Origin of the sequence: Methanogenium sp. S4BF (assembly GCF_029633965.1) — an archaeon.
Taxonomy (GTDB): domain Archaea; phylum Halobacteriota; class Methanomicrobia; order Methanomicrobiales; family Methanomicrobiaceae; genus Methanogenium.
Map to the genome: position 1 here is coordinate 723,555 of NZ_CP091277.1, position 26,054 is coordinate 749,608.

Annotated in this window: 22 protein-coding genes; 12 read left to right on the forward strand and 10 right to left on the reverse strand. The window is 50.5% G+C overall.

The window, feature by feature from the left end; genetic code table 11:
- Positions 1-66 precede the first annotated feature (66 nt).
- The 6 genes from L1S32_RS03525 (at position 67) to L1S32_RS03550 (ending at position 5,099) form a co-directional block, all read left to right on the forward strand.
- Positions 67-543, forward strand: a complete 477-nt coding sequence (locus L1S32_RS03525) for an amino acid-binding protein (protein ID WP_347403360.1) — start codon at positions 67-69, stop codon at positions 541-543.
- Positions 543-1,529: a homoserine dehydrogenase gene (locus tag L1S32_RS03530; RefSeq protein ID WP_278156196.1), complete on the forward strand. Its 987-nt coding sequence runs from the start codon at positions 543-545 to the stop codon at positions 1,527-1,529. The genes L1S32_RS03525 and L1S32_RS03530 overlap by 1 nt, the downstream gene beginning before the upstream one ends.
- Positions 1,513-2,658 carry a sugar-specific transcriptional regulator TrmB gene (locus L1S32_RS03535; RefSeq protein ID WP_278156197.1) on the forward strand — a complete coding sequence of 382 codons (1,146 nt, stop codon included), beginning with the start codon at positions 1,513-1,515 and terminating at the stop codon, positions 2,656-2,658. Before L1S32_RS03530 ends, L1S32_RS03535 begins: the two co-directional genes overlap by 17 nt.
- 29 nt (positions 2,659-2,687) lie before the next feature.
- On the forward strand, positions 2,688-3,221 hold the full coding sequence (locus L1S32_RS03540) for a peptidylprolyl isomerase (protein WP_278156199.1): 534 nt from the start codon (positions 2,688-2,690) through the stop codon (positions 3,219-3,221).
- A complete protein-coding gene (locus tag L1S32_RS03545) occupies positions 3,221-3,691 on the forward strand; it encodes an FKBP-type peptidyl-prolyl cis-trans isomerase (protein ID WP_278156201.1) in 471 nt (156 codons plus the stop codon). Before L1S32_RS03540 ends, L1S32_RS03545 begins: the two co-directional genes overlap by 1 nt.
- 349 nt (positions 3,692-4,040) lie before the next feature.
- Positions 4,041-5,099 carry a DUF3089 domain-containing protein gene (locus L1S32_RS03550; protein WP_278156203.1) on the forward strand — a complete coding sequence of 353 codons (1,059 nt, stop codon included), beginning with the start codon at positions 4,041-4,043 and terminating at the stop codon, positions 5,097-5,099.
- Between the two features lie 312 nt (positions 5,100-5,411).
- Here the strand turns inward: L1S32_RS03550 and feoB are convergent, their stop codons facing one another.
- Complete coding sequence (feoB, locus tag L1S32_RS03555; RefSeq protein WP_278156205.1) at positions 5,412-7,268, reverse strand: ferrous iron transport protein B; 1,857 nt, start codon at positions 7,266-7,268, stop codon at positions 5,412-5,414.
- A complete protein-coding gene (locus L1S32_RS03560; RefSeq protein WP_278156207.1) occupies positions 7,265-7,903 on the reverse strand; it encodes a metal-dependent transcriptional regulator in 639 nt (212 codons plus the stop codon). The genes feoB and L1S32_RS03560 overlap by 4 nt, the downstream gene beginning before the upstream one ends.
- A 15-nt stretch (positions 7,904-7,918) precedes the next feature.
- On the opposite strand from L1S32_RS03560, the gene L1S32_RS03565 reads away from it, so the two are divergent.
- Complete coding sequence (locus L1S32_RS03565) at positions 7,919-8,608, forward strand: DUF5591 domain-containing protein (RefSeq protein ID WP_278156209.1); 690 nt, start codon at positions 7,919-7,921, stop codon at positions 8,606-8,608.
- Positions 8,609-8,712: 104 nt separating this feature from the next.
- Here L1S32_RS03565 and uvrB read toward each other — a convergent pair whose 3' ends face one another.
- The 3 genes from uvrB to uvrA are packed head-to-tail and all read right to left on the reverse strand — an operon-like array spanning position 8,713 to position 14,997.
- Positions 8,713-10,647 carry an excinuclease ABC subunit UvrB gene (uvrB, locus tag L1S32_RS03570; RefSeq protein WP_278156212.1) on the reverse strand — a complete coding sequence of 645 codons (1,935 nt, stop codon included), beginning with the start codon at positions 10,645-10,647 and terminating at the stop codon, positions 8,713-8,715.
- Positions 10,634-12,193: an excinuclease ABC subunit UvrC gene (gene uvrC / locus L1S32_RS03575; protein WP_278156214.1), complete on the reverse strand. Its 1,560-nt coding sequence runs from the start codon at positions 12,191-12,193 to the stop codon at positions 10,634-10,636. The genes uvrB and uvrC overlap by 14 nt, the downstream gene beginning before the upstream one ends.
- Positions 12,190-14,997, reverse strand: a complete 2,808-nt coding sequence (gene uvrA / locus L1S32_RS03580) for an excinuclease ABC subunit UvrA (protein WP_278156215.1) — start codon at positions 14,995-14,997, stop codon at positions 12,190-12,192. The genes uvrC and uvrA overlap by 4 nt, the downstream gene beginning before the upstream one ends.
- Positions 14,998-15,057: 60 nt before the next feature.
- Here uvrA and L1S32_RS03585 point away from each other — a divergent pair, with 60 nt between their 5' ends.
- The 3 genes from L1S32_RS03585 (at position 15,058) to L1S32_RS03595 (ending at position 16,339) form a co-directional block, all read left to right on the forward strand.
- A complete protein-coding gene (locus L1S32_RS03585) occupies positions 15,058-15,282 on the forward strand; it encodes a hypothetical protein (RefSeq protein WP_278156217.1) in 225 nt (74 codons plus the stop codon).
- Positions 15,283-15,609: 327 nt separating this feature from the next.
- The gene (locus L1S32_RS03590) at positions 15,610-15,789 is read left to right on the forward strand and encodes a hypothetical protein (RefSeq protein WP_278156219.1); all 180 of its coding nucleotides are present in this window, start codon (positions 15,610-15,612) and stop codon (positions 15,787-15,789) included.
- Positions 15,790-15,805: 16 nt separating this feature from the next.
- Positions 15,806-16,339 carry a DNA-deoxyinosine glycosylase gene (locus L1S32_RS03595; RefSeq protein WP_278156220.1) on the forward strand — a complete coding sequence of 178 codons (534 nt, stop codon included), beginning with the start codon at positions 15,806-15,808 and terminating at the stop codon, positions 16,337-16,339.
- Positions 16,340-16,476: 137 nt separating this feature from the next.
- Here L1S32_RS03595 and L1S32_RS03600 read toward each other — a convergent pair whose 3' ends face one another.
- Positions 16,477-16,935 (reverse strand): pyridoxamine 5'-phosphate oxidase family protein, encoded by a 459-nt coding sequence (locus tag L1S32_RS03600; RefSeq protein ID WP_278156222.1) that lies wholly within the window; start codon positions 16,933-16,935, stop codon positions 16,477-16,479.
- 578 nt (positions 16,936-17,513) lie between these two features.
- Between L1S32_RS03600 and L1S32_RS03605 the strand changes: the two genes are divergently transcribed.
- Complete coding sequence (locus L1S32_RS03605) at positions 17,514-17,687, forward strand: hypothetical protein (protein WP_278156223.1); 174 nt, start codon at positions 17,514-17,516, stop codon at positions 17,685-17,687.
- A 350-nt stretch (positions 17,688-18,037) separates the two neighbouring features.
- Here L1S32_RS03605 and L1S32_RS03610 read toward each other — a convergent pair whose 3' ends face one another.
- The 4 genes from L1S32_RS03610 to L1S32_RS03625 all read right to left on the reverse strand — a co-directional run bounded on the left by L1S32_RS03610 (position 18,038) and on the right by L1S32_RS03625 (position 25,449).
- Positions 18,038-18,727 (reverse strand): class I SAM-dependent methyltransferase, encoded by a 690-nt coding sequence (locus tag L1S32_RS03610; protein WP_278156225.1) that lies wholly within the window; start codon positions 18,725-18,727, stop codon positions 18,038-18,040.
- A 287-nt stretch (positions 18,728-19,014) separates the two neighbouring features.
- Positions 19,015-23,571 (reverse strand): PAS domain S-box protein, encoded by a 4,557-nt coding sequence (locus tag L1S32_RS03615; RefSeq protein ID WP_278156227.1) that lies wholly within the window; start codon positions 23,569-23,571, stop codon positions 19,015-19,017.
- Between the two features lie 504 nt (positions 23,572-24,075).
- On the reverse strand, positions 24,076-24,651 hold the full coding sequence (locus tag L1S32_RS03620) for a pentapeptide repeat-containing protein (protein WP_278156228.1): 576 nt from the start codon (positions 24,649-24,651) through the stop codon (positions 24,076-24,078).
- A 306-nt stretch (positions 24,652-24,957) separates the two neighbouring features.
- Positions 24,958-25,449, reverse strand: coding sequence for a redoxin domain-containing protein (locus tag L1S32_RS03625; RefSeq protein WP_278156229.1), 492 nt, complete (start codon positions 25,447-25,449; stop codon positions 24,958-24,960).
- Here L1S32_RS03625 and L1S32_RS03630 point away from each other — a divergent pair.
- Positions 25,448-26,029: a DUF5661 family protein gene (locus L1S32_RS03630; protein WP_278156230.1), complete on the forward strand. Its 582-nt coding sequence runs from the start codon at positions 25,448-25,450 to the stop codon at positions 26,027-26,029. The two genes, L1S32_RS03625 and L1S32_RS03630, sit on opposite strands and share 2 nt — an antisense overlap.
- Positions 26,030-26,054 lie beyond the last annotated feature (25 nt).

Here is a 26,054-nt window from a genome sequence, read left to right on the forward strand (position 1 = left end):
TCCCTTTTGGCGTTCAACAGAAAGAACAAGAGGGAGATATAATTGCAGGTTTCAATGAAACTGGAAATGAAAGATTCACCCGGACAGCTGGTCTCTGTTATACAGCCAATATCAGATATTGGTGGCAATATACTCTCGGTTATTCATGAACGGGACCCCGAAGCCGGGGGGGATCTTCTTGATGTACAAATCATGTGTGAGATCCCGGAAGGTTCCCTTGAAACCCTGCTTTCAGGATTCAGGACACAGGGAGTCAATGTGCTGCGTGTCGGTGAAGAGCGGTTTCTGGTACGCCGATCAGTGATTCTCATTGGCCATCTGATTCACACCGATATCAGTGACACCATCGACACAATTGATTCGACAGGCTATGCCGAAGTGCATGAACTTTCCATGGTGATGCCTGCAATCAATGAACCTTCATCGGCCAAAATGACCATTAAATCCGACTGTCTGAAGGATATCAACCGGGCACTGGCAATCCTCCGTGATGTGGCACGGGCGAAAGGATTTTTAATTATCGAACCGCTGGAGGGGAACTGATGCGCATTGCAATCATTGGATTCGGTTCTGTCGGCAGAGGGGTTGCAGAGGTAATCGCCGCGAAGAATACCGGCCTGATTGTTACCGCGGTTGCAGACTCCAGAAGCGGGGCAATTGATGCGTCCGGACTGGATATTGCCGCCGTTCTCAGCAATAAAAAGGAAACCGGCATGTGCGGCACTCCTGATATCACTGTTTCTGACATCCTTTCTTCAGATGCCTACGATGTTCTGGTCGAGGTTTCTCCCACCAATGCTGAAACCGGTGAACCGGCATTAGGATATATCAGGGAAGCCCTTGCAGGCGGCAAACATGTTGTCACGTCAAATAAGGGCCCTGTTGCTCTCAGATTTGAGGAGCTGCATACGCTTGCCGCTGAACATAACGCTACACTCCGCTATGAGGCCACCGTATGCGGGGCAATACCCCTTATGCATACCATTGAGTGCGGCATTGCAGGAAACGAGATTTCCCGTCTCTATGGTGTCTTTAACGGAACCTGCAATTATATTCTGACCCGGATGGCAGAAGAGGGGCTTACCTACCAGCAGGCGCTCCTTGAAGCACGTGAACTCGGGTATGCCGAAGCGGATCCAACCTATGATGTCAAGGGAATTGATGCTGCAATAAAGCTGGTCATTCTCGCAAACGCGGTGTGGGGCATGAAGAAAACCCTCGCGGATGTGGATATCATCGGCATTGACGGCGTTACATCGGCTGCAATCGCACTGGCCGAACGGGAGGACCAGACCATCCGGCTGATCGGTGAGATTGATCCGGCCAATGGAGTACTCCGGGTGTCTCCGGGCATCATCCCGAAATCCCATCCGCTTGTTGTCCGTGATACCCTCAATGCGGTAACAATTGAAACGGATCTCGCCGGGGAGATCACGCTGATTGGAAAAGGTGCGGGTTCATCTGAGACAGCAAGCGCAGTTATTTCAGATCTGCTCTTCATTCGTGATTGCCATGGCAGGCGTGATTGAAAAGCGTCGTGAACTTCTTGCCATTATGAGGGAGTACACCCTCGAGAATGGTTTTTTTACCATCAATGATATCGCAGATGCAACAGAAATTGCACGAAGTACGATTCAGGACTGGATTAACCGTCTGGTGACGGAAAAGTGTGTTGCAGTTAAAGAAGAAAAGAAAGGGCGCGCACCGGCAAAGTATGTGACAACCAATGTCATGATGACCAGTTCGTGCAGACGAATTTTTACCACAACTGACGGAGACTGGGTCACAATCTATCACCAGTGTATGAGTACGGGGTGTGCTGCGTTCTGTGAATATCATCACCGTCTTGCAGGGGGCGTCATCCATGATGTCAGGAGAGACGGAAGAATACTCATCGAATATGCCCATCTGGGGACGGGCGGTTCTGACATTGGCCTGTACCCGAAACCGGCTGTCGGTGTCACCCGGGTGAGAAAGGACGGGCAGTATATTATTCAGACCATCCGGTGCGTGGGAGGGCCTGCCTATTCCCTGACCGATATGATGGCAATGGCGGTCGGGGTCTGTGAGGTGCACCTGACCGACAGCGGCATGATTACCGAGGGGGAGGTCGTGACACGGGCACTTACCCATCTGATCATCGGCCTTGATGATACTGATACCAAAGAGGGGGGTGCAACATTTGCACTTGCACTGGGCCTTCTGCAGTATCTGGCCAAGATGCATGAGGTGATTCCGATTGGGCATGCCGTTGCAATGCTGTACCCTTATCTAACCGAATGTACAGCAGGCAACTCCTGTAGTTTTATCGAGATAGCAGTAAATCCTGAAGCCGTTGATCATGTTGTCGAGCGTGCGGTGCGGTTTATTGAGGCAGAATCGTTATCCAGAGAATGGGGACTTGCGGTGAAGCAGGGGTTCATTATTTCAGAAGGGCTCCGCCGGTTTGGTATGGCGGCACGCGGCCAGGTCGTGACAGCAGAGATGGCCGACACCGTGGCAGATTCTGAGAATATCCGCCTTTTTGGAGGGAACGGAAGAATCGGGGCAGTGGCAGCAATCGGCCTGTCACGTGAAGACAATGCGATTCTCCTCAATCCCGGCGATTCGCCGGATTCCGCGAGCGGATCCTTCACCCCCCTTTCGGGGAAAAATTGAACTATTCTCATCGTGATTTCTATTACAATATGAAGAAACGTGTATTGAACAGAATGACAGGGCTCCTCTGTCTTCTCCTTATATGCATCTGTGCTGCAGGATGCACGGACCAGTCACAGCCGACGGAAGTCGCAGCTGCCGGAGATACGGTTCAGGTGGATTATAAAGGATATTTCGATGACGGGGAGGTCTTCGACTCATCCTATGAACGGGGAATGCCCAGTGAATTTGTTGTCGGAGCAGGCCGGATGATCCCCGGATTTGATGCCGCGGTCGTTGGGATGGCGGTTGGTGAGACAAAAACCGTCAGACTGTCTCCTGATCAGGCATATGGAGAATGGACTGAAGATAAACTCATGATCATCAATAAGAATGAATTTGCTGAAAATTCAACCTTTGAAATAGGTCAATCCGTTTACCTGTCCTCACCACAGGGGGTCTTCAGTTTCCCCATTATTGCAGTCAATGAATCTGCAGTAACCATCGATACAAATCACCACCTGGTAGGAAAGACACTGAACTTTGACATTGAACTTGTCGCTATTAACCCTGCAGATGTCTGATGTCGGAGAATCTGTCCCCACAAATCGCACCGGGTGATATCGTCACCCTCCATTTTTCCTCCGCTGACGCACAGACAGGGGAAATGCTGGAATACACGTATGACGAAGCGCCTAAGGCGTACACCATTGGTGCAGGTAAAATAAATCCGGCATTTGAGGCGGCACTTCTCGGATGCAGGGCGGATGATGAAATCTGTGTGACGCTGCCGGCCAAGGAAGCCTACGGCACCTACAATAAAAGTCTGGTCTTAAAAATCAGTCGAAAAAAGCTGCCAACAAACACCATCCCGGAGCCGGGTACAATCCTTCCCATGAAACTGCCCAGAGGTCGTGAGGCGAATGTAACGATTCTGTCGGTTTCCAAAACAACCGTTGTTGTAGACGCAAATCATCCGTTTGCCGGAAGAGATATCCAGTACAAAATCTGGGTATGCTCTGTCGCTTCTCCTGAGTCAGCGTCAGACAACTAATGTCGTAGACATTCCCTTCCTCCTCCTATTCTTTATTGATTCTGAAATTATGAATGAACATAATTACAGGAGCGGAGTGAAAGAGGCTCTGTGAAAGCAGCCGGGATGTTCAAATCCCTTTTCATTTTTATCAGTATTGAACAGACATACCCATTTGAGACACATTTTTGAGCGATAAGCTGTTTCGTTGCAGATATCCAAAGAAGAATCGCATCTCATAAATGTCTGTGATCAAATAAGAACATGAAGAAAGGGAATCAAATCATCGTGAAATGATAACCCATTCTTCTCACAACGCGTCCTGTGTCTGTTATGCGCAGTAGCGTTCATATTTACCGGAGTTACGACGATGGCATCTACCAAAAAAGAAGAGGATACACGTACGCTGGAAGACTTACGGGGACAGGAGTTAGGCATCCCGACAACGTTGCCACCCTTTAATCCCGATACCGATGTCCCGGACGCTCCGGATTATACCAATCCCGACAGCTGGCTCACCATGCCCGCATATTTCAGCACGGATGAGCAGCCAGTCGATGTGTTCTGGGTGTATCCCACCATTCTCTCTGATAATTCGACGTATCTGATGGATATGAATGATCCGGTATTACGGGAGAAGGCACACTGGACGCTGGTGGAGCAGGCCAGCATATTTGACGGACAGGCAAATATTTACGCACCGTTTTACCGGCAGAACAATGTGAAAATCAATCCTTTGATGCTCACCCGTGCGAAATCCATCTTTGTTCTGGGGCAGCAGGACCTCATTACTGCATTTGCTTATTTCCTGGAACATTTCAATAAGGGAGAACGGCCCATTATCCTCGCGGCCCACAGTCAGGGGTCGGTCAGGGTCGTTGAACTGTCAAAGGCAGGAGAACTCCTGACCGGTGATGCCGAATCACTGAAGAGACTGGTGGCGGCGTATGTTATTGGGTATTCGATCACGCAGTCGGATCTGGATTTAAACCCGTTTATGAGGATCAGTGAACATGCGACTGACACGGGTTGTTTCATCACCTACAATACGATATCCGATGAAGAAGGCAAAGAGAAGGAGGGGCCGACAATCATTCCGGGAACGTTTGTGGTAAATCCTCTGACCTGGAAGACCGATACCACGTTTGCACCTGCTTCCCTGAATCGTGAAGCAGTGTTCTTCAAACATGAGCATCCCGAAAGTCCGGACAGGTATCCGAACTTTGCAGCAGCCCAGGTCGTAAACAACGCGTTGGTGATAACAGACATATCCAATCCGGAGGAATTACCGGCGACCAGCGTCACCTTCCCTGAGGGTGTCTACCACATGTATGATTATGCAGTCTTTTACGAGAACCTCAGAACGAATGTCGGCGATCGTATTCAGGCATATCTAAATCGATATGAGCGGTCAGCACAGTCATCTTGACATTTTATTTTTTAGGTAGGTCATCCGTGTCAAGGGGGGATTCCTCCCCCTGACAGACCTCCTCAGATGTGATGAGGACTATTCGGGTTAGTCTATGTGATATCTGTGATTTATTGGTATTTTTTGAGATAATCAATCATCTACGTGTCTATTCTATTGCGTTCTCAAATCAACCCCACCATCCCATGAACTGCCTCTCCCCTCAAGGGGGAGAGGAGGAGCCCGGCGTATGCCGGGCGGGTGAGAGGGGGTATTGATATGAGCCTGTTTAATGGACAAATGAACCCCAAAAAAGATAAATATAGATGTTTTTCAGAGAAACGAGACTGCCAGCAGATTAACGACGGTTCCAATACCCATGCCGAGGGTCAGGGTGTATGCTGAGACCATGAGCGCTGTCTTCCATCCCATCTCCCGGTAGAGAACCGCAATTGTTGAGATGCAGGGCACAAAGAGCACACTGACAACGGCAAATACATAGAGCTGAAGGCCGGTCATCACCGAACCCAGATCTGCGGTGCCTGCAAGGATAGCGAGAGTTTCAAACGCCATTTCTTTTCTCAGAATACCAAATATCAGTGCAGTAGAGGCATAAGGCGGAAGGCCGAGAACAGTCTCCATAAACGGTGCAAAGATATCCTGAAATGCCTGGATGATTCCTGCATACTGGAGCACACCTAAAAAGACGCTGCTGACCAGAAGCAGGGGCATGGCAATGAAGAGGAACTCCTTCATATGGAGCCATGCCCGTTTCAATGTCTGCACCGGCTGCGGTTTTCTCAGGGGAGCCATCTCAAGGATCATCCCGAACTGTTCACCGGGAGTAATCTTTGTCAGCACAAACCCGGTAAGGATGATCAGAATAAACACAATCAGGTAGATGGAGAAGGCCCACGCAACACCGACAAACACAGCAACAATACCGGCAATAATCACTGTTCGTGCCGAACAGGGCACCATCGTGATCAGAAATGACGCAATTATCCGCTCCCGTTTAGATAACTGGCGTATGCTCATAATGGCAGGCACATTGCAGCCCAGCCCCAGCACCATGGGAATCAGCGCCTGCCCGTGCATGCCGACATGGTGCATTGCCCGGTCTGCGAGAAATGCCGCCCGTGTCATATACCCGGAGTCCTCGAGAATCGAGATGAGGATATAGAAAACAAAGACAAAGGGGAATGCAATCCCAAGTCCTGCCTGCACCGCAAGAATGAGTGAGAAGAGAATCTGCTCCCAGAACGGCGATAATCCGGCACTCATGAGGGGTGCAATCAGATAGATATCGAACAGTTCGACAATTCTTTCTTCGAGAAACGAGCCGACAAAAAATACTGTGAGCAGGGTTGAGAAGAGCAGGAACAGGAGTATCGGAATGCCCGGAAATGACCGTGTCAACAGGCTGTCCAGATCGGGTTTTTTCTTCTGATCTTTAAATACCGTAATTTCATCCGCAATTTTTGCGGCGGCATTGTGCCGGTTGGTTGCAATGATCTGGTGCACGGACATCTGGTGCTCGTCTTCAATCTCTCCGGCAAGGGTGGATGCCGAATCAAGCAGATCGGCATCTGCTCCCAGATTCTGAAGGGCATCAAGGGCCTCCCTCCGGGAACATCCGTGGATCTTGACAAGGCTTCGGATGGCAGCCTCAATGTGCTGGCCATAGGGAACCTCGTAGCTCATTTTTCGTGCTTCTGAGAGTGCACAGGGGATGATGTCTCCGACATTTCGTCCTTCTGATGCAGCTGCGGCAATGACTGTGCATCCGAGCATATCAGAGAGCCGGGCGAAATCAATCTCGACACCGGCCTTTTCGGATTCATCAACCATGTTGATGACGACAACACCGGACAGCTGATACTCCGCAATCTGCAACAGCAGGTAAAGGTTGCGTTCAAGATTTGATGCGTTGAGGACCGGGACGATTACATCAATATTTTCTTCCTGCAGATAGCGGCGGACACTGATTTCCTCATCGGATGTCCCGTCAAGGGAATAGATGCCGGGAAAATCAACGAGTTCAACAATCTCCCGCTGATAACAGACACCGCCGGATAAAATATCGATGGTGGTGCCGGGAAAATTACTGATCTCAACACCGATCCCTGTCAGCTGGGTAAAGATCAACGATTTGCCGACATTGGGGTTTCCAATGAGTGCGACTTTCATTCGATAGTCTCCACAAGTACAGATGCTGCAATTTCCGGGCTGATTGCAATATCACTTCCTTTGATGGTGACGACAAGTGATCCGTTTGAGAGTTTTCTCTGGATGGTGATCTCCTCGCCGGGTATAACACCAATATCATTGAGGCGTCCCATCCGGCGGGGTCCCCTGATGACGGCTACACGGACGGTTTCTTTTTCATTATGGAGAGAGAGGGGTTTCAGCTCACACGGCTGGGCACAGACATGGTGACGCTCCTGTCTGCACCGCCTCGGGCGTGAAAGATATTGATTGAGCCGGCTGATGGTGTCATCGGATGCTTCGTGCTCCATGCGGCAGGCCTGCTGTGAGGCAGTGTCCTGATCCATCCCCAGCATCTCCGTAAAGAAACATTCGAGTATTTTATGTTTTTTCAGGACACATTCAGCCGTTTTCTGTCCCTTTTCTGTCAACCTGACGGTGCTGCCGGGGCCAAGGATAATATCCCCGGTTTCTTCGAGCTGGTTCAGGTCATTTCGAACCGTATCCCGGCTCCGGTCAAATTTCTGGGAGAGAAACTGAAGTGTATCTTCTTCGAGAGTATCAATCCGGTTTTCGAGGATCCATTCCAGATAATCCTCGTGAACTGCAGTGTGCATATATCGAAATACATTATGCTGTCCGTGGCTAATGATTATGTCGGCCTTACCAAGGTGAGAGATATTTCAGGAAAAAACGCATCTTCCCACTCTAATAATTCCAGACAGATTCTGGATCCCCCGTTTTACCTCAACCAGTTTGAGGAGGCATTTCGCTATATTATCGATGAATATCAGATTCCCCGGCATGACATCGGGGTATTTATTCCCTGTGCGGTCAGAAAACCCTACAGCACGTCGCCAAGCCACCGCCTGTTCCATAAAATATTTGATTCCGTGTATGCCACCGGCACGTCATATCATGTCGTGATCTTCGGCACCTGCGGGACCGTACCGGCCGAACTGGAATGCATGTACCCGTACGCACAATACCATTACATGCTGGGCAAATGCACGAACGAGAGAATTCGAGACGATTTTCTAAAGATAGAGACCTATCGCCTGACAGAATTTCTGGAGAAAACGGCCGATATATACGAGGTGCGGATTGCATACTGCATTGGTGTGTTCCGGGAGGCAATGGTCCGGGCGGCCGCAAAGACGAATACCGACATTCTGATCTATCCCACCGATCCTATGATCAAGAAGATGTATGCCGACGACTGCCCGTTTCCCGAGGGCAGTCTCTCCATGCAGGAATATATCGATGAGTTCACGGCCGGTCTTCTGAGGGCGAAGACACTGGTCGACATATCAGAGAAATAGCATTTTTTGGGGAACAGGCGGGAGACCCTCCGGTCTTTCCGGTGACCTGTCGCACATGTGGGGAAGGCTGTGGATGGGTTTTTCACTCCTCACGGGCCCCGATCTCACCCTTTCTGCACTTCCGCATTCAGTTTTTTCAGCTTATCCCGCAGCACAATGGCCCGTTCAAAATCAAGCCGTTCTGCCGCCTCCTGCATCTCGGTTTCTACCTGAATAATGAGATTGGGCAGTTCATACCGTGGAATATGTTTGGTATCCTGAATGTCCACCTCTTTCTCCCGGATGGGTTTGTGAATGGTGACCGGGCTGATGCCATGCACCCGGTTATACTCCATCTGCATCGCACGCCTCCTGCCGGTCTCTTCAACGGCGGTTTTTATCGAATCGGTGATTTTGTCGGCATAGAGGACGACATGGGAGTGGTCATTTCGTGCCGCCCGCCCGATGGTCTGGATGAGGCTTCGGGCATCCCTGAGAAAGCCTTCCTTATCCGCATCCAGAATGCCGATGAAACTCACTTCCGGAATATCAAGCCCTTCCCTGAGGAGATTAATGCCGACGAGCACATCAAAGATTCCCAGGCGGAGTTCACGGAGGATCTCGGTTCGTTCGATGGCATTTATCTCTGAATGGAGATAGCGGGTCTTTATTCCCTTTTCTGCGAGGTATTCCGAGAGTTCTTCTGCCAGTTTTTTGGTCAGGGTCGTTATGAGTACCCGGTCCCCTGCCGCGATGGTCTTCTGAATTTCTTCGCATACGTCAGGAATCTGGGTTTTGAGCGGCCGGATACTGACTTCAGGATCAACCAGCCCGGTCGGACGGATGATCTGTTCAATGATCGCTGAGGAATGCTCTTTTTCATAGGGGCCGGGGGTCGCGGATACGAATATCGCCGTCCTCATGTAGTCTTCAAATTCAGGGAATTTCAGCGGGCGGTTGTCAAAGGCGGACGGGAGCCGGAATCCATACTCAACAAGGGATTTCTTCCGCGAAAAGTCGCCGTTGTACATCCCCCGCACCTGCGGGAGCGTCTGGTGACTCTCATCTATTACCATCAGAAAGTCATCGGGGAAATAATCCAGCAGGCAGAATGGTTTCTCTCCCTTTTGCCGATGATCAAAGAACCGGGAATAGTTTTCAATCCCTTTGCAGTAGCCGGTCTCCTCAATCATCTCGATGTCATAGAGCGTCCGCTGGCGGAGCCGATGTGCTTCAATAAGGCCCAGTGTAGGAAGAGTCGCTTCCAGCTCTTTCTGTATCTCGATTATTGCCCCGGCCTTCTCCTCTTCCGGTATCACATAATGGCGGGCGGGGTAGATGAAAAAATATGGGAGCACCTGCTTCTGCGTATGAGTGATTTTGTCAATCTCGGTAATTCTCTCAATTTCATCGCCAAAAAACTCAATCCTGATGATGTCCGGGCCATATCCGGGGATCAGATCAATGGTGTCCCCCTTCACCCGGAACCGCCCCGGCTGGAGTTCAATATCATTGCGTTCATACTGGATCTCAATCAGGCGGGAGAGGATGTCATTGCGTTTCACCCGTTCTCCCTGCGCCACCTCAAATCCAAGCCCTTCAAAATTCTCCGGGTTTCCCAGACCGTAGATGGCGGAGACAGATGCGATGACAATAACATCATCACGTGAGAGTAGAGATGCGGTCGCCGCAAGACGCATCTGCTCAATCTTTGGGTTGATTGCGGCGTCCTTTTCGATATAGATGTCTCTTTGGGGAATGTAGGACTCCGGCTGATAGTAATCATAATAGGAGACGAAATATTCGACCCGGTTCTCCGGGAAAAAGTCCCTGAATTCGTTATACAACTGTGCCGCGAGTGTTTTATTGTGGGCAAGGACAAGGGTCGGCTTCTGCACTGCGGCAATCACATTTGCAATGGTAAATGTCTTCCCCGAACCGGTTACGCCCATTAACGTCTGAAACCGGTTTTTATGACCAATGCTCTCTACAAGGGATTTGATCGCATCAGGTTGTGAGCCCTGGGGAGAAAAGTCAGATTTCAGATTAAACCTGGTCATGCCTGATCTTCTTTTTCATGAGGGTCCGGTTATAGGTTACGGCAAACCGATGCGCCTCGTCACGGATCTCCTGAATAAACAGGGATACTTTTTCGTTCTGTTTGATGGGGAGCGGATGCTGAAAATGCGGCACATAGATCTCCTCCTCACGTTTGGCAACCGAAATCAGCGGAATGCTGAGATTCAGGTTTTTCAGGGCTTCTTCTGCTGCATGAAGCTGGCCTTTTCCGCCGTCAATAATAATCAGATCGGGGAACTCCCCGTTTTCGTCCCGGATGCGGGAGTACCTCCGATGCACCACCTCTTTTATTGCGGCAAAATCATCAATTCCTTCTACGGTGCGTATCCTGAACCGGCGATAGTTTCTCTTGTCAGGCACCCCGTACCGGAACTGCACCATGGACCCGACCATCGCACTCCCGGCATGATGGGATATATCGAAACATTCGATGATCTCCGGCGGTTCCGGCAGACGCAGGCGTTTCCTGAGGGCGTCTACCTTCCCCCCTCCCCCGAAAAAGGTCGTCTCAATATTCCGGGACACAATCTCGAGCAGGTCTTTTTTGTCTCCCCGCTGTGGAACTGATATTTTAACTTTCTTTCCTTTCTGGAGTGACAGATACTCACCGACTGCATCATCCGGCGCCTCCGGGAGGATTAATTCGGACGGAGGCTCATTCTCCCCGTAATACTGCACCATGAACTCCTCGATAGCGGTTGCCTGATACGGAAAACTGAATTCCTGCTTTTCCCCCAGAACCCCCTTGTAGACGGAAAAGAGAATCAGATACACCATCTCGTTGCGGATCTGATAATTGATGATATCCTCATCGGTCTTTTTCAACCGTTCCACTGCCTGCCTCTCGGAGAGTTTTTGAACGGATTCTATCTGATCCCGCAGTTCAAGCGCTTTTTCAAAGTTCTGCACCTGTGATGCCGCTTCCATCTCTGCTTTCAGAACCTCTATGAGTGCGGCAGAATGTCCTTTTAAGACCTCACGGGCGCGGGATATCTGGTGGGTATACTCTTCTTCAGTGACCGCCCCTACACATGGCCCGGAACAGGTCCCGATATGATACCGCAGACAGGGGCGTTTAGGGATTTTTCTGCAGGATCTGATGCGGAACGTCTTTTTCAGGACGTGCAGGACCTGGTCCCGGTCTTTTGCGGATACAAACGGGCCAAAATAGTCTCCGCCCTGTGTTGTATCCCGGATATAGTGAATACGGGGATACGGTTCATCAGTCAGGTGAATATAAGCATACCGTTTGGAATCTTTCAGGTCGATATTGAACTTTGGCTGAAGACGTTTTATGAGCGAATTCTCAAGGATAAGCGCCTCCACCTCTTTTTTGGTGACGATAAAATCGAGGCTGACAGCAGCAGCGACCATCGCCGCGGTCTTGGGATCCCTGACTGTGCGGGAAAAATAACTGCCCACCCTCTTCTTCAGATTCCTGGCCTTGCCCACATAGATGACCGTATCCGTATCATCCTTGAACAGGTAGCAGCCGGGGTCCGACGGGAGGGAGAGGTAATCAATCATGCCTGCAGCAGGGGTCGAAGATAAACTCCGGTATAACTTCTCTTTTCAGCCGCCACTTCTTCCGGGGTGCCGGATATAAGAATCTCACCACCATACTCACCGCCCTCCGGTCCCAGATCAATCAGGTAGTCGGCCGATTTTATCATATCCAGATTATGCTCGATGACAATGACCGTATTCCCCTTTTCGACCAGTTCATTCAGCACCCCGATCAGCTTCTTTACATCATGGAAATGCAGGCCGGTAGTGGGTTCATCCAGGAGATAGATGGTCTTCCCCGTCCCTTTTTTGGACAGTTCACGGGTCAGTTTAATCCGCTGCGCCTCTCCTCCCGAAAGGGTGGTCGAACTCTGGCCCAGTTTGATATAGCCCAGCCCGACTTTCTGCAGGGTTTTGAGCTTCTGCAGAATGGATGGGTGATTTTCGAACAGTTCGACGCCCTCATCGACCGTCATTTCGAGGACATCTGCGATCGTCTTTTCCCTGAACCGGACCTCGAGTGTTTCTGCGTTGTAGCGCTTCCCTTTGCACTCCTCACATTCCACATATACGTCCGGCAGGAAATTCATCTCAATCTTGATGAGCCCATCGCCGCTGCAAGCCTCACACCGTCCTCCTTTGACATTGAAGGAGAAACGGCCGGGTTTATATCCCCGCATCTTTGCCTCTTTGGTGCCGGCAAAGACCTTGCGGATTTCATCAAACACCTTTGTGTAGGTGGCAGGATTTGACCGTGGCGTCCGTCCGATCGGGCTTTGATCGATGACAATGACTTTGTCGGGCTGTGTGTCAAACGCGATGGAACGGTACTTGCCCGGTGTCACACTCGATTTGTGGATGGTCTTCATCAGTGCCCGGTACAGGGTGTCATAGATGAGGGTTGATTTTCCGCTCCCCGACATGCCGGTAACGACCGTAAATACCCCCTGCGGGATGTGGGCATCCACATTCTTCAGGTTGTTTTCCGTGCATCCCAGCAGATGGATATATTCATGGGAGATACGGCGCCGGTCCGGGACGGGAATGAATTCCGCACCGGAGAGGTACCTCCCGGTGAGAGACTCGGCGTTCTGCTCGATCTCAGCCGGGGTGCCTGCCGCAACGACTCTGCCGCCGTGGATGCCCGCTCCCGGTCCCATATCCACGACATGGTCTGCCTGCCGGATGGTATCCTCATCATGCTCAACCACAATGAGGGTATTTCCCAGATCACGCAGGTGCTGCAGGGTCTCAATCAGGCGGTGGTTGTCCCGCTGATGCAGGCCGATGGATGGCTCGTCAAGGACGTATAATACCCCCATCAGATTAGAACCGATCTGGGTTGCAAGACGGATGCGCTGCGCCTCCCCGCCGGAGAGGGTGCCTGCCGCACGGGAGAGCGTGATATAGCCAAGGCCGACCTCTTCCAAAAATCCCAGCCGTGAATGGATCTCTTTTAAGACCTGCCGTGCGATCTCTTCTTCTTTTGCCGTGAGGGTGAGGTCCCGGAAGAATGCACTGCAGCTGCTGATGGAGAGGTCTGTCACATCAATGATGGACTTGCCGTCAATACGGATGGCAAGCACCTTCGGTTTCAGGCGCTGTCCGTTGCAGGAGGGGCAGCCGGATATCCGCATGAATTTTTCCAGTTCCCTGCGGCGGTATTCAGACTTTGTCTGTCCGTAGAGACGCTCTGCCTGGGGCAGGAGGCCCTCCCATGTGCCATTATGCGCCCAGTGCCCCTCGCCGCCTTTCATATTCATCCGGAACTCAATCTTCTCATCAGACCCATACATCAGGGCCCGGTACTGCTCGTCGCTCAGGTCGGCAATCGGCGTGAAGATGGTGAATCCATAGTGTTTTGCAACCGCTGCGAGGTACTGGATCCGGTATCCGTCCAGGAAATTGCGGTAGAGGGCCACCGCCCCGTCGGCGATTGATTTGTCCCGTTCCGGGATAATCAGGTCAGGGTCCAGTTCCATCCGGATTCCAAGTCCCTTGCACTCCTCACAGGCACCGAACGGGCTGTTGAAGGAGAACATGCGTGGCTGGAGTTCTTCAAATGAGATGCCGCAGACAGGGCACGCCATCCGGGAGGAGTAAATGTGTTCTTTCTCCCCGTCTTTCCCTGCAACAATGACAAGGCCATCGGATTTGTGCACCGCATTTTCCACGGCCTCCACCAGCCGGGACCGGTCATCATTCATGCACCGGTCAAGGACAATCTCGATGTCATGCTTCACATACCGTTCCAGCTGAATCTCTTCATCTGTCCGGATAATAGTCCCGTCTACTCTGGCACGGACATATCCCTCTTCGTTCAGGTCTTTTATCAGCTGCTGGTAGGTCCCCTTCTTCTGGCGGATGATAGGCGAGAGGATGGTCACTTCACCGGAGAAGTCGGATTCAATTGCATCTGCGATCCGCTCCGGCGACTGTGATTCAATTTTGATGCCATGCTCCGGGCAGTAGGGCGTCCCGATGCGTGCAAAGAGCAGGCGGAGGTAGTCATAGATTTCGGTGACGGTACCGACCGTACTGCGTGGATTTTTCGAGGTTGTCTTCTGTTCAATGGATATTGCGGGGGAGAGGCCTTCGATGGAGTCGACATCCGGCTTATTCATGAGGCCAAGAAACTGCCGGGCATAGGCGGAGAGTGACTCCACATACCGCCGCTGCCCTTCCGCATATATGGTGTCGAAGGCGAGGGTTGATTTTCCGGACCCGGAAACACCGGTAATAACGATAAACCGGTCCCGTGGGAGGTCCAGTGTTACGTTCTGCAGGTTGTGTTCCCGTGCTCCGCGTATGGTAATATGATCCATAAATTCGTTCCAGATATATATGCGCACTGCATAAATAGACCTACAGGTAGGGGTATAATAATGGAACACCCGACGGACACGCCAACGTGCAACTTCTGCAAAAAGAGAGCAATCGGCATGCAGATACTGGGCTGCTGCAAACAGGAGGTCTGCGAAGACCATGCTGAGAAGATGCTGATTGCCATGAAACCCGGCGAGAGAAAGGACTGGGGGGCATGCTACTATGTCCGCTACCCCGAAAAACCTGAATCCGGGGAAGAGAATTCGGAAACCGAACCGGAATAACGGGCACAGACTTGAGTGAATACAGATTCCTGCTCCCTGACTTTACTGTTTCGTCGGAGGTGCCCTGTCAGGAATGGCTGAACTTTCCGGACGCCCACGGTAGTGCCAGCCGGGATCGGTTTGAATCAGATCCTTACGTTTTTCAGACAGAGTCCTTACAGCCGGTGTAATTGCCTTGCCGGGGAGGACGGAGGCGAGGCACGGGTTTACCCCTTTTTTCTTTCGGAAGGGAGAGCTGCTGTACTCTGTATCTGGTATTAAGGTCGATAATTTCCGTCCAAAAATGCACACAAACCAGTTAAATATCACCTGTTGAAATTTATATCCATGAACACCCCGACGTCGAATGCAAGGTGTGATTTTTGTGTGAAGAAGGCAATCGGTATGCAGATCCTGGGATCAGTAACTCAGAATGTCTGCGAAGACCATGCCGAGAAGATGCTGATTGCCATGAAACCCGGTGAGAGAAAGGACTGGGGAGAGTGCTATTTTATCCGCTACGAATGAGATACTCTCAAGACAGGTGAATGATTACTTCGCATCAGGACTTGCACCGGTTTCCGGTGCTCATCCGCATGTCCTGATTCTGGGCAGTTATCCGAGTGAACTGTCGTTGCAGCGGCATCAGTACTACGGCAATCCCCGGAATCAGTTCTGGAGAATAATGGGAATGGTTCTCTCATTCCGTTCTGATTTTCCGGAACTGCCCTACCAGAACCGGCTGAACTGCCTGACCGCCCATGGCATTGCCATCTGGGATGTGCTTGCGTCATGTTCGCGCAAGGGCAGCAGTGACAGCTCAATCTGTGATACCATACCAAATGATATTCGCCGTTTTTTAGCGGACCACCCTTCAATCCGCTGCATTGCCTTAAACGGAAAGACGGGTGCAGGACACTGGTTTCAGCGGTATTTTTCTGATCTCCTGAACGATGAAGACAGGGGACTGAGGGTGATATCCCTTCCGTCAACCTCTCCCGCCTATGCAGGGATGAGCCTTGAAGGGAAGGCTGTTATCTGGCGGCAGATAACTGAAGTTTGCATGAAATCTGAATGAACAAAGCGTTCCTGCTTCTGACATTTGAAGGAGCAGGCATGGTGGTATTCAGAAGTCCGGCAGTCATCATTACAAAAACCGGGGGAAAGGATCCAGATGATGGACAATAACGGGGAGCGTGAGATGGTCAACCGGAATTATTCGCTGTCCATTCCATTCTGTTTTCCATGCAGCTCTTCAATATCGATACGAATGACTGCCACCTGAGTCAGGTTCAGATCATCGACACAATATTCTTCGCCGTGATAACGGTCAATGATACAGGCAATCCCGTCTTTTATCTGCTGTTCATTGTCAAGTATTGCTGCTGTTCCGAAGCCAACGACGCTTTGATACTTCATATTGTATGAACAGGGATGGTCGCCGCGAAGTGTTTCATAATACAAATCAACTTCAAAACAGACATGTTTGTTGCTTCTGAGAAAGTCCATTTTTGTCCCGGTTATTGAACTGTGCAGATAAATGGCTCCGTCTCTGTATCCGAAAGACATCGGCACGATATAGGGCCGCCCATTGTTGCAGAGACCGAGACGTAAATACGGTGCATCTGACAATATCTTCTCAATCACTTTGTTATCCACGATTTTTTCGCTCATGTGACACATCCTGCTCTTTCTGCCGGGAAAGATCAGAGATATATATTCATTATCGTTTGGAATCGATTTCGCTGCCGATGGCAGAGTTGAAAAGAGGAGAGAGATACCGTACCGGCCAGAATCCGGGCAATTCGTGATGATGGAAACTCATAGAGACCATCAGGGGGAGTGCACAGGGGCAAACGGAGTCGGGCCGGGGATTCGCTGGCATGAGGCCAGGAGTTCAGCTCACTTCGTACAGAATCTTAATGACAAACAGCGCCTGTATCACGTATCCTGATTTTTTCCGAACAACCGGTATTCTCAAAAATCCGGAGATATCATGGAAAACAAACCGGGATGATTGTATGCATACCATAACGAAATCCGAAAAAACGTTCCTGGACTCGTTTTCCTGATGCTTCCGGGAAAAGGTGTCTGGACATACGCCGGTGTGGACCATCCGATCGTCCAAAACCGGACCGGGACCTGGTTGGCTGCCATCCTTGCAGCTGTTTTTGGTTATATTGTGATAAAACTGGCCCCACAAACCGGTTTCCCGACATCCGGGACGACAACGTCTCGAACAGAGAGCGTTTTTGTATCCGGTTATCCTGGGTCTTGTGTTTGCCCTGGTGGAGATTCGGGTCGTTCTGGCAATGAACCTGCCCGCTATCCATGTAGCCTTTCCGTATTCCATTCCCGTGTATCTCAGCGGCGGGATCTTCCTTGAAATCCTCTATCATCTTATCCCGACAGGTTTTCTGGTTTGATTTATCTCAAATGTCCTGCTGAAAGGTGATAAACAGGCCGAGGTTTTTGTCGTGGTTGCTGTTCTCGCAAGTCTGTGGGAACCGATCATGCAGATAACAGGCATGTATCAGATGGGAATGCTTCCGGGTACGATTTTCGGATCCGGCCTCTTCATCTTTATATTTGCCGGGAACCTCATTCCCATTGCCCTTTTTCCGCAAATACGAATTCCTGGCCCCGGTGATCCGGAGGCTTGCTGACTATAGTCTGTGGCACGTAATCTGGCCGATGATCTATTACAGATCCTTTCCGTTTTAGCAGGACGAAGGACACGAAGAATTATTACGAAAGGAGAGGTCTGCGCAGAGTTCTACCGTATCCCGATAAAGACAGCATACAGCCCACGGTGATACGGGCACCGGATTTCTGAGAATCCCGCTGCCTCCAGCATCTCCCGGAATCCGTCCGGCGTGGGTATTCGTTCCCGTGCCCCGTCCCATGATGCACGCTGCCGCTGTGCTTCTTCCGGGTCAAGGCCGGCATCCTGCATGAACGTCTCCCAGCGGGCCAGCTGGCATTGCTCCTCATCTGCAGTCGGGGGCCGTACAACACATCCCGTGATGCAGACGCCGCCGGGGCGAAGTGCACGATATGCCCGTCTGAGCACCGTCTGCTGTTCGTGGGATTCAAGGGCAGGAAAGCAGAAGGAGCTCACCACGGCATCGTACGGCCCGGCCGGCCACGGCTCCCGGATATCTCCCATTATCATTATGACGCTCTCAAGCTCCGTTTTCTGCCGGGCAACCGCAAGCATGGCCTCAGAACTATCAATGCAGATGACAGCTGCCTCCGGGTGAATTGATCGGATTCGGGCGGTGAGGATACCGGTACCGCAGCCAAGTTCAAGCACCCGGACGCTATGCTTCGGGATGGCATCGGTGACAGCACCATAGAAGTATTCCATCCCGGGGACGATCCGTGCGGTCATGTCGTCATAGTCTGCCGCCATTTTTACAGAGTCCCACTGCATGCCTGCCTCTTCCTCAGTGTCCCTCGCCATGTATCTTTGCCTCTCCTGTGTTCCATTCACGGTCATCTTTGGGATATGACATATTTTTTGTGCTGCAAAAAAGGGCCCTCCGGATGGAATCCCGTCCTTGGTTTTCCGGCCCACCCGGCAGCCATCGGGACGTGCTTACAGATGTGTGCCAAAGACAGGGAAATAAATCGTTTTATGCACAGGAATGCATCGTTTCACGATATCGTGGCAGGGCAGTAATAGCATCCGACACTGCCTGCTCTCTTACCGGACGACAAACCATCACTCCTGCGAAAAAAGCAGACCCTCTAAAAAATACCATGATGTTTTTTCAGGTATTCCCGTATTTTCTCAGATTCCAGCCAGCCCTGATCCAGACGGTGCACGATATCATCAATGGCCCGGACCTGTTTCAGGATGGGTTCAGCCACCTCCTCATCAGAAAAGCCGATGATACCGGTAATAACCGCAAGGGGGTTCCTGATTTCGTCATTTAATGTCCCAAGCTGCATCAGATTCTGTTCTATCTGGCGGAGAGCGGTCGCCTCCCGGTCCCGGGCTTCACGTTCCTCCGTCAGATCACGAACGAGCGACAGAATGAAATGACGGCCACGAAGCTCAATCATCCGGGCGTTCACATGCACCGGGAATACGGACCCGTCTTTTCGCACGTGTTCAGCATCAAACGAAATCGTGTTACCGGTCTGAAGTGCGATAACCCGTGCCGCATCTTCTTTTCTGACCGGCCCGGTATTGATATCAGCAACAGTAAGGTTCAGGAGTTCTTCACGGGAATATCCCAGACGACTGCAGGCAACATCATTAACCTCCACAAAAAATCCCCGACTATTATCTGCCAGCACCTCATGCAGAAAAACGGCTTCGTTAATATTATTGAAAATCTCGTGGTATTTTTGTTCATTCTCGATAAGGGCATCCTCTGCCCGTTTCTTCTCTGTCTGATCATCATACACCGCGACAACCTCTCCGGACGGCAACCGGTACACGTAATTCTCACGCCACCCCTGAATAGATTCGTCTTTATACTCTGCAAGGGGCAAATATTCCGGTTTCCCTGTTTCAAAGACCCTGCGCAGGACAGCAGGCAGGCCAAACGCCTCAGCACCGGGGAAGACTGCAAAGATACTTTTCCCGATTACATCCTCCCGCCGAATATCATCAATCGCTTCTGCTGCCTTGTTGATGTCCCGGAAGATGAAGTCACTTCCGTCTTCGGTCACATCATATACCGCCACACCACTGCTCATATTGCTGAAGAGCTCCCGGAACTTCTCCTCGCTCTCCCGGAGACGGACTTCAGCAGACCGCCTGCTCAGATAATTACTGATACGTTCACTGATGATCTTTAAGAGCGAACGTTCTTCAGGCAGGAAAGATTCCTCATCAGAATGGTCTCGCAGGTACCTCACCGTGATCGTCCCAAACACACGGGTATCCACAAAAATCGTGTTGTCGATCACCGGTCCGGTTTCCTGAAACCCTTCCGTCTGGTACGTATGACCATCGGTCTGCACCGCAACACCCGTATCCGCAGGATACTGCATCGCTGCCTGAATGGCAGGAAGGATTCCGTAAAATAACTCTTCATCAGAGGGTTTTTGGAGAGTGATTTCTGAGATCTCCCGCAGGCAGGTCAGCTCTTTCACACGCTCTTCCAGGGCATGCGAGGTCTCAAGGATCTGGTGTTCAGCCTCTTTCATCAAGGTGATATCACGAATGGATTCAATGGCGCCGGTGACATTCCCTTCAGAATCGTAGAGACGGCACGCAGTAAACCAGACATAGGCTCCCCTTTCCTTATAGAGATGGGGCACATAATTTTCTGCAACCAGCGTATCTCCCTCTTCATACCATACCGGATACTCAATTTGATCACGAAGTTCTGTATGAAGCATGAGATCAATCAGAATCGGCCGGCGTTTTCCATAGACCCGATACCCATATTCATAGTTCCCCTCACCCAGCATCTCAGACGCAGGAATGCCCGTCATCGCCTCTATAGCCTTATTCCACGCGATAACACGGCCGTTCGTATCAATGGCAAACGTAGCATCCGGCAGGAACTCGATAATCTGCGAAAGGCGGCGTTCGGTCTCCCGCAACTCCTGCTGACTCACTACCAGATCCTTCAGATACTCACGCAGTTTCTCTTCACCTGCTGCAAGATCCTGATACGCCGCCTTCAGGGAATTATTCTTCTCCAGAATCTCCTCCTCTGCCTTCCGGCGTTTCTCCTCGAGTTCAATGCTGTACAGGGCAAATCCCAGATCGCCGGCCACCTCAGCGAAGAGTTCCTGCTCCTCAGTGTCACGTGCCAGTTCACGGGAGACATAGGTGGAAATGATCCCATAGACGGTGCCGTCAGACTCAAGACGTTTCGTTAGTCCACTCATCTTTTTATAGGACCAGGGGAGCGGGCAGTCGGTGCAGGTCTTCGTGGGATCATCGGTTACCACAACCTCACCTGTCGCGATTGCCCTCTTTGCACACCCGGTGAGGTTGCCTTCCTTCAGGTACTCAAGCATCGGCCGGAACGTATCGCCGGAGTCTGATACTGCTATGGACTGTGTTTTACCATCCCTGTCAAACAGGACAATCCAGACATTTTCATACCCTCCTACCCCGGTCAGGGCCCCGCAGGTTTTTTCTGTCAGTACCTGGGGATCTTTTTCCTGCACAATCAGCTGATTCACATTTCGGATAGAGGCCAGCAGTCTGTTCAGGTGATAAATCCGCTCTTCCGCCTGTCTGCGTTCGGTGATATCAGATGTAAATCCAAGAGACATCCCGTTGGGGAGCACGATGGCACTCAGATTGACGGTACAGATACTCCCGTCTTTTTTCAGCAGGCGTGTCTCGGACTTTAAATGACCGGTCTCCTGCAACATCCGGAAACCCTGGCGTGCTTCGTCCAGGTCTTCCGGCAGTACAAGTTGGGTGATATTCATCGCGAGAAGTTCATCCCCGGTATACCCCAAGAGATCACACGCCGCCTGATTGACTTCACGATAGTGGCCCCCTGCATCAGTGACAAAGACCCCCTCCGGTGAGCTGTCAATATAACTCCGATATTTCTGTTCAGAAAAGGTGAGTTCTTCTTCAGTCTGCTTATGATGCTCCACCAGGGCTGCCAGTTTGAGATTGCTGTAACTCAGATCCGAGATCATGCGGGCAAACTTCTGGTAAAATACCATTGCTGTCTGCACTTTCTCATGGCTCCATCGCGGAACACGTTCAAGAGCAGCAAGATACGCTTCTGTATCAAATCCATATCGTTCTGCCTGTTCAGTAAATATGCGGATGTCAACCTCTTCATCGTCATAAAAAAACTGCCCAAGAAAGAGATTGCCCATATGCTTCCCTCCGACAAAGATCGGCGTTACCGTGTCCCACATATTATTTTTACATTTATAATACCGGATTTCACCTGAAGTCGCACCCGTTGTCAGTGCGACATCACTTTCAAAACAGTTTTTTTGCGTTTCAGGATTGACCCGGTGAAATTTTGTACAGATATCCTGCCATCCGGTAGAGATCAGAATATTCCCGTTTAGATCAAGAATGGCGATGCCAATGCCCGTTAGTGTGTAAAAATCATCCATCAGTGACTGTATCGCGTCGCTGTCGATGATATTGCGAAACTCCGCTTCCTCAACAGGATAATCCGGTGAGAGAATTGAGTCAAGCTTGAGGCGGAGTTTCTCCTCACTTTTTAGCAATTCCTCTTCGGCCTGTTTGCGTGCGGTAATATCACGGACAAAGGCAGAGTTGAACTCACAATCTCCATACCTGGAATAATTGGCAGAAATCTCAACCGGATATATCCTCCGGTCTTTTGTCAGATGGCGGGACTCTATCCGCACATTCTTCTTCTCACTGATGTAATGCCAATGCGTTTCCCAGTCAGCTTTCGAAAAGTCCGGATTTATATCAAACACAGAAAGCGTAAGGAGTTCCTCTCTGGTGTATCCCAGCATCCGGCACGCCTCTTTGTTGGCATTAAAGAATCGTCCGTCCCGGAGAATCCAGTAGACTTCATCGGATGCGTTTTCTATGGAGTACCGGGCAATCTCCAGTTCCTGCTCTGCCTTCTTCCGCTCTGTTATGTCAACAACGATGCCGGAAACATAAAGGGGCGCCCCCTCCTCATCACTCAGAACCTGAAGATATGCCTGCGTCGGGACGATGCTCCCGTCCTTCCGGTATGCGTTCAGTTCCTCAAGCTCAAGATGGTGCTGTTCAAATAAGCGGCGTTTAAATTCAGCGAACGCCTCGGGCCGGAACTGATAGAGATCACCGATATTTCTCCCGATCAGCTCTTCCTGAGAATACCCGTACATCGCTGCAAACCAGGCATTTGTATAGAAGATGGTCGCATCCGGACTGGTGATGACAATCCCGTAATTTGCATGGTCTGCAATTGTTTTGAACGTCCTGAATATATCGTCAGATGTTTCCGGCATTTTTTCAAAGAGACAGAAAAACTGCTGCCAGAGGCGTTCGGAAAAAACATCCTCTTCCGGTGTGCGTACAAGCCAGAGGTCGGCAAAGAGATCCCAGCCAAACGCACGTATACCACCGGGTTCCATCCCTTCCGCTGTTGTGGTGATGATCAGAGGGAGACCGGCACAGTGCTCCCGAATAATTTTTGCGGTTGCACAAAATGAGCTGTCGGCCACCGTTCCAATCAGGAAGACAGCATTACATGAATCCGGAACGTGGGGGTGATGCAAAAAACCATCGGCGGATACCGAAGTCGTCTGAATAAACCCGGCTGATTCTACCGAAGGTCCCCGATACGCTGATTCAGGCGTCCGGTCCCATACGATACATATATGGATCATTTTTCCTCCCAAAGTGGAATTGTGCTGCGTGTGCCGGTGTCCGGCATGAAAAACACGGGGATGTGTCGTTCACAGACATGGGGGCAGACATGTCATCCCTGTTTCTTATCACAGAGTGCATCATCATGCTTTTCGGAACCAATTTCTGTCTTCGGCTGCTGCACCAGCACCCTTCATTTCATCAACCAGATGCTGATTCCGGTATTCATATTTGTCAGACAAGACATCCGTCTCTTTTCCGGGTCGGATATCTGATCATTTTGGCATTATAGGTAAAATGATTGTACATTTATTTAAACAATGGCACATATCACAATCAGGACACGGACGGTGGTGTGATGCGCAGATTAAAGCGATGCAGAATAATTGTCTGGGAACCAGCCACATAAATGATGGAAACCGCCGAAAATATCGGTTTTACCCGGAAATACCGGAACAAATGATTTGGGAATTATGTGTCCAACATCCACGGCGAAAGGCCAATCCCGAACGGGCTGCACCGTGCTAATACTCTACCACAATATCGTATGCATCCAATAACCCCAGTACACCGGGATAGGAGAATTGTGCGTTCTCAATTCTGTTTCCCGCAGGGTCAATCGAGTAATTATTCGCGGTTCTGAAATCAGCACCTCTCAGATTGCTCCGGATGAAGACGGAGTTTAGTAAATCACAGTCATGAAACACCGCTCCGGACAGATCCGACTCGATAAAACCTGCTTCGTGAATAATGCAGTCTGCAAATCTACTGTTCCGCAAGGCATTTTTAAAGAATACCGAATAGTCCAGACGACACTGTTCGAAGGTCACGGAGAAGAGGAATGCATTGCAGTTCCCGAAATCAACGCCTGTCAGTTTGCATGCCCTGAAATCGACATTTCTCAGGCTGGTATTGCTGAAAAGTGCGGTGCTCATATTGCAGCTCTGAAACCGGCAATCCGTGAACGTATTCTGTGACAGATTGCTGTCTGAAAAAATGCAGTCCAAAAATGTACAGGACTCAAATTCCCTGCCGCAGAATTCTGTATCGGCATAATCCAGTCCTTCAAAAATTCGGTCGTAGTATGATTTTTCTTCCATTATTGTGCCCTCTTATTTCAGTGAGGAATGCGCCGGAACCGGTGATGCGGGCCATATATTCCATTCAGATGCGTAAGATACCGGACAGATAGAACCGTATTGTCGCTGCTTCATCAGGAATACGTCCCTATGGGTTTTTCTGAGCACCACCACACATCTGCCGGTACAGTATCTGTGCCGATGACCTGAGAATTCTTCCCCTTCAGACATTTGCAAAAATCAGTGAGCCGGGAATTTATGATCGGTTCTATCCTGTCAGGGCTATGTTGCCCCCGGCATTTAAGACCACACCATCTCTATGTCTCTTTATATCGTTGATCGGGTTGTATCCATATCGCTGAGCCAGCCGATCACTTCCCCGATATCAGGCACCGAATGCACGGGGTAGATTTTCACCCGGGCAACCGTTCCGTCTTCATCGATGATGATCGTGGCCCGTTCGGAAAAGCCGTTTGCTTCACGGAAGATGCCATACTGCCGGGCGACCTCACCGTGAGGCCAGAAATCACAGAGGAGCGGCGTTCCGGTAATGCCGAGGGTTTCTGCCCACGCCCGTTTGCAGGGGAGGGAATCGACGCTGATGCCCACTGCGACCGTATTCATCCGTTCGAAACACTCCCGGTTATCTTCAAGCGATGTCATCTGGGCGGCGCAGTAATCCGTCCATGCGAGAGGGTGAAACGAAAGAATCACCCGTTTCCCTGTCATTTCGAAGAGATCCACGGTTTTGTCGTGCTGACTTTTCAGTGAAAAATTCTTTGCCGCATCCCCCGGACGAATAAGTCGTGCCTGTTCCATGGTACACCTGCTGTTCACTACTCCATACTGCTATATCAGTCCTGCTGCCGGTGCAGAGATCTTACAAAACCGCTGTATCGCGTACCGCACTACCAGTCTTTTCCTCTTCTCAGGAGTCGCTATCCCTGTAACCAGGGATGCATTCATCATATTTTATAATGCATTTTTCAACCGATATGACTGCTGTTTCCACAGCAGAATACTGATGATGCAAAATACCGTGATAGTAATGGATACTGATGGAGGCAATAGGTATATCATTCCATACTGCCATTTCACCAAATTGATTACGGTTATGAGCGCGAAAAAGACATTTACAACTGCCGAAGGAAAAGAAATCGGAGAGAAACTCGGCGTCGGATGGGACAAATTCTCCGTTGAGGAGTTTACGGCGGGAATGAACGTGGAGCTTGAACACGGGCAGAGAGATCCCGGCACAAACGTGACAAATGACGATCCCCTGATGACCGGAAAAATAGCCCTTGCTCATCTGAACGAATTCCCCGACTACTACGAACGGCTCGAAAAGATGGAGACAGAGGCTGAGGAATTCTGGGATAAACAATCCGGAAAGGAATGATTTCTCTTTTTTTTGCCGTCACGAA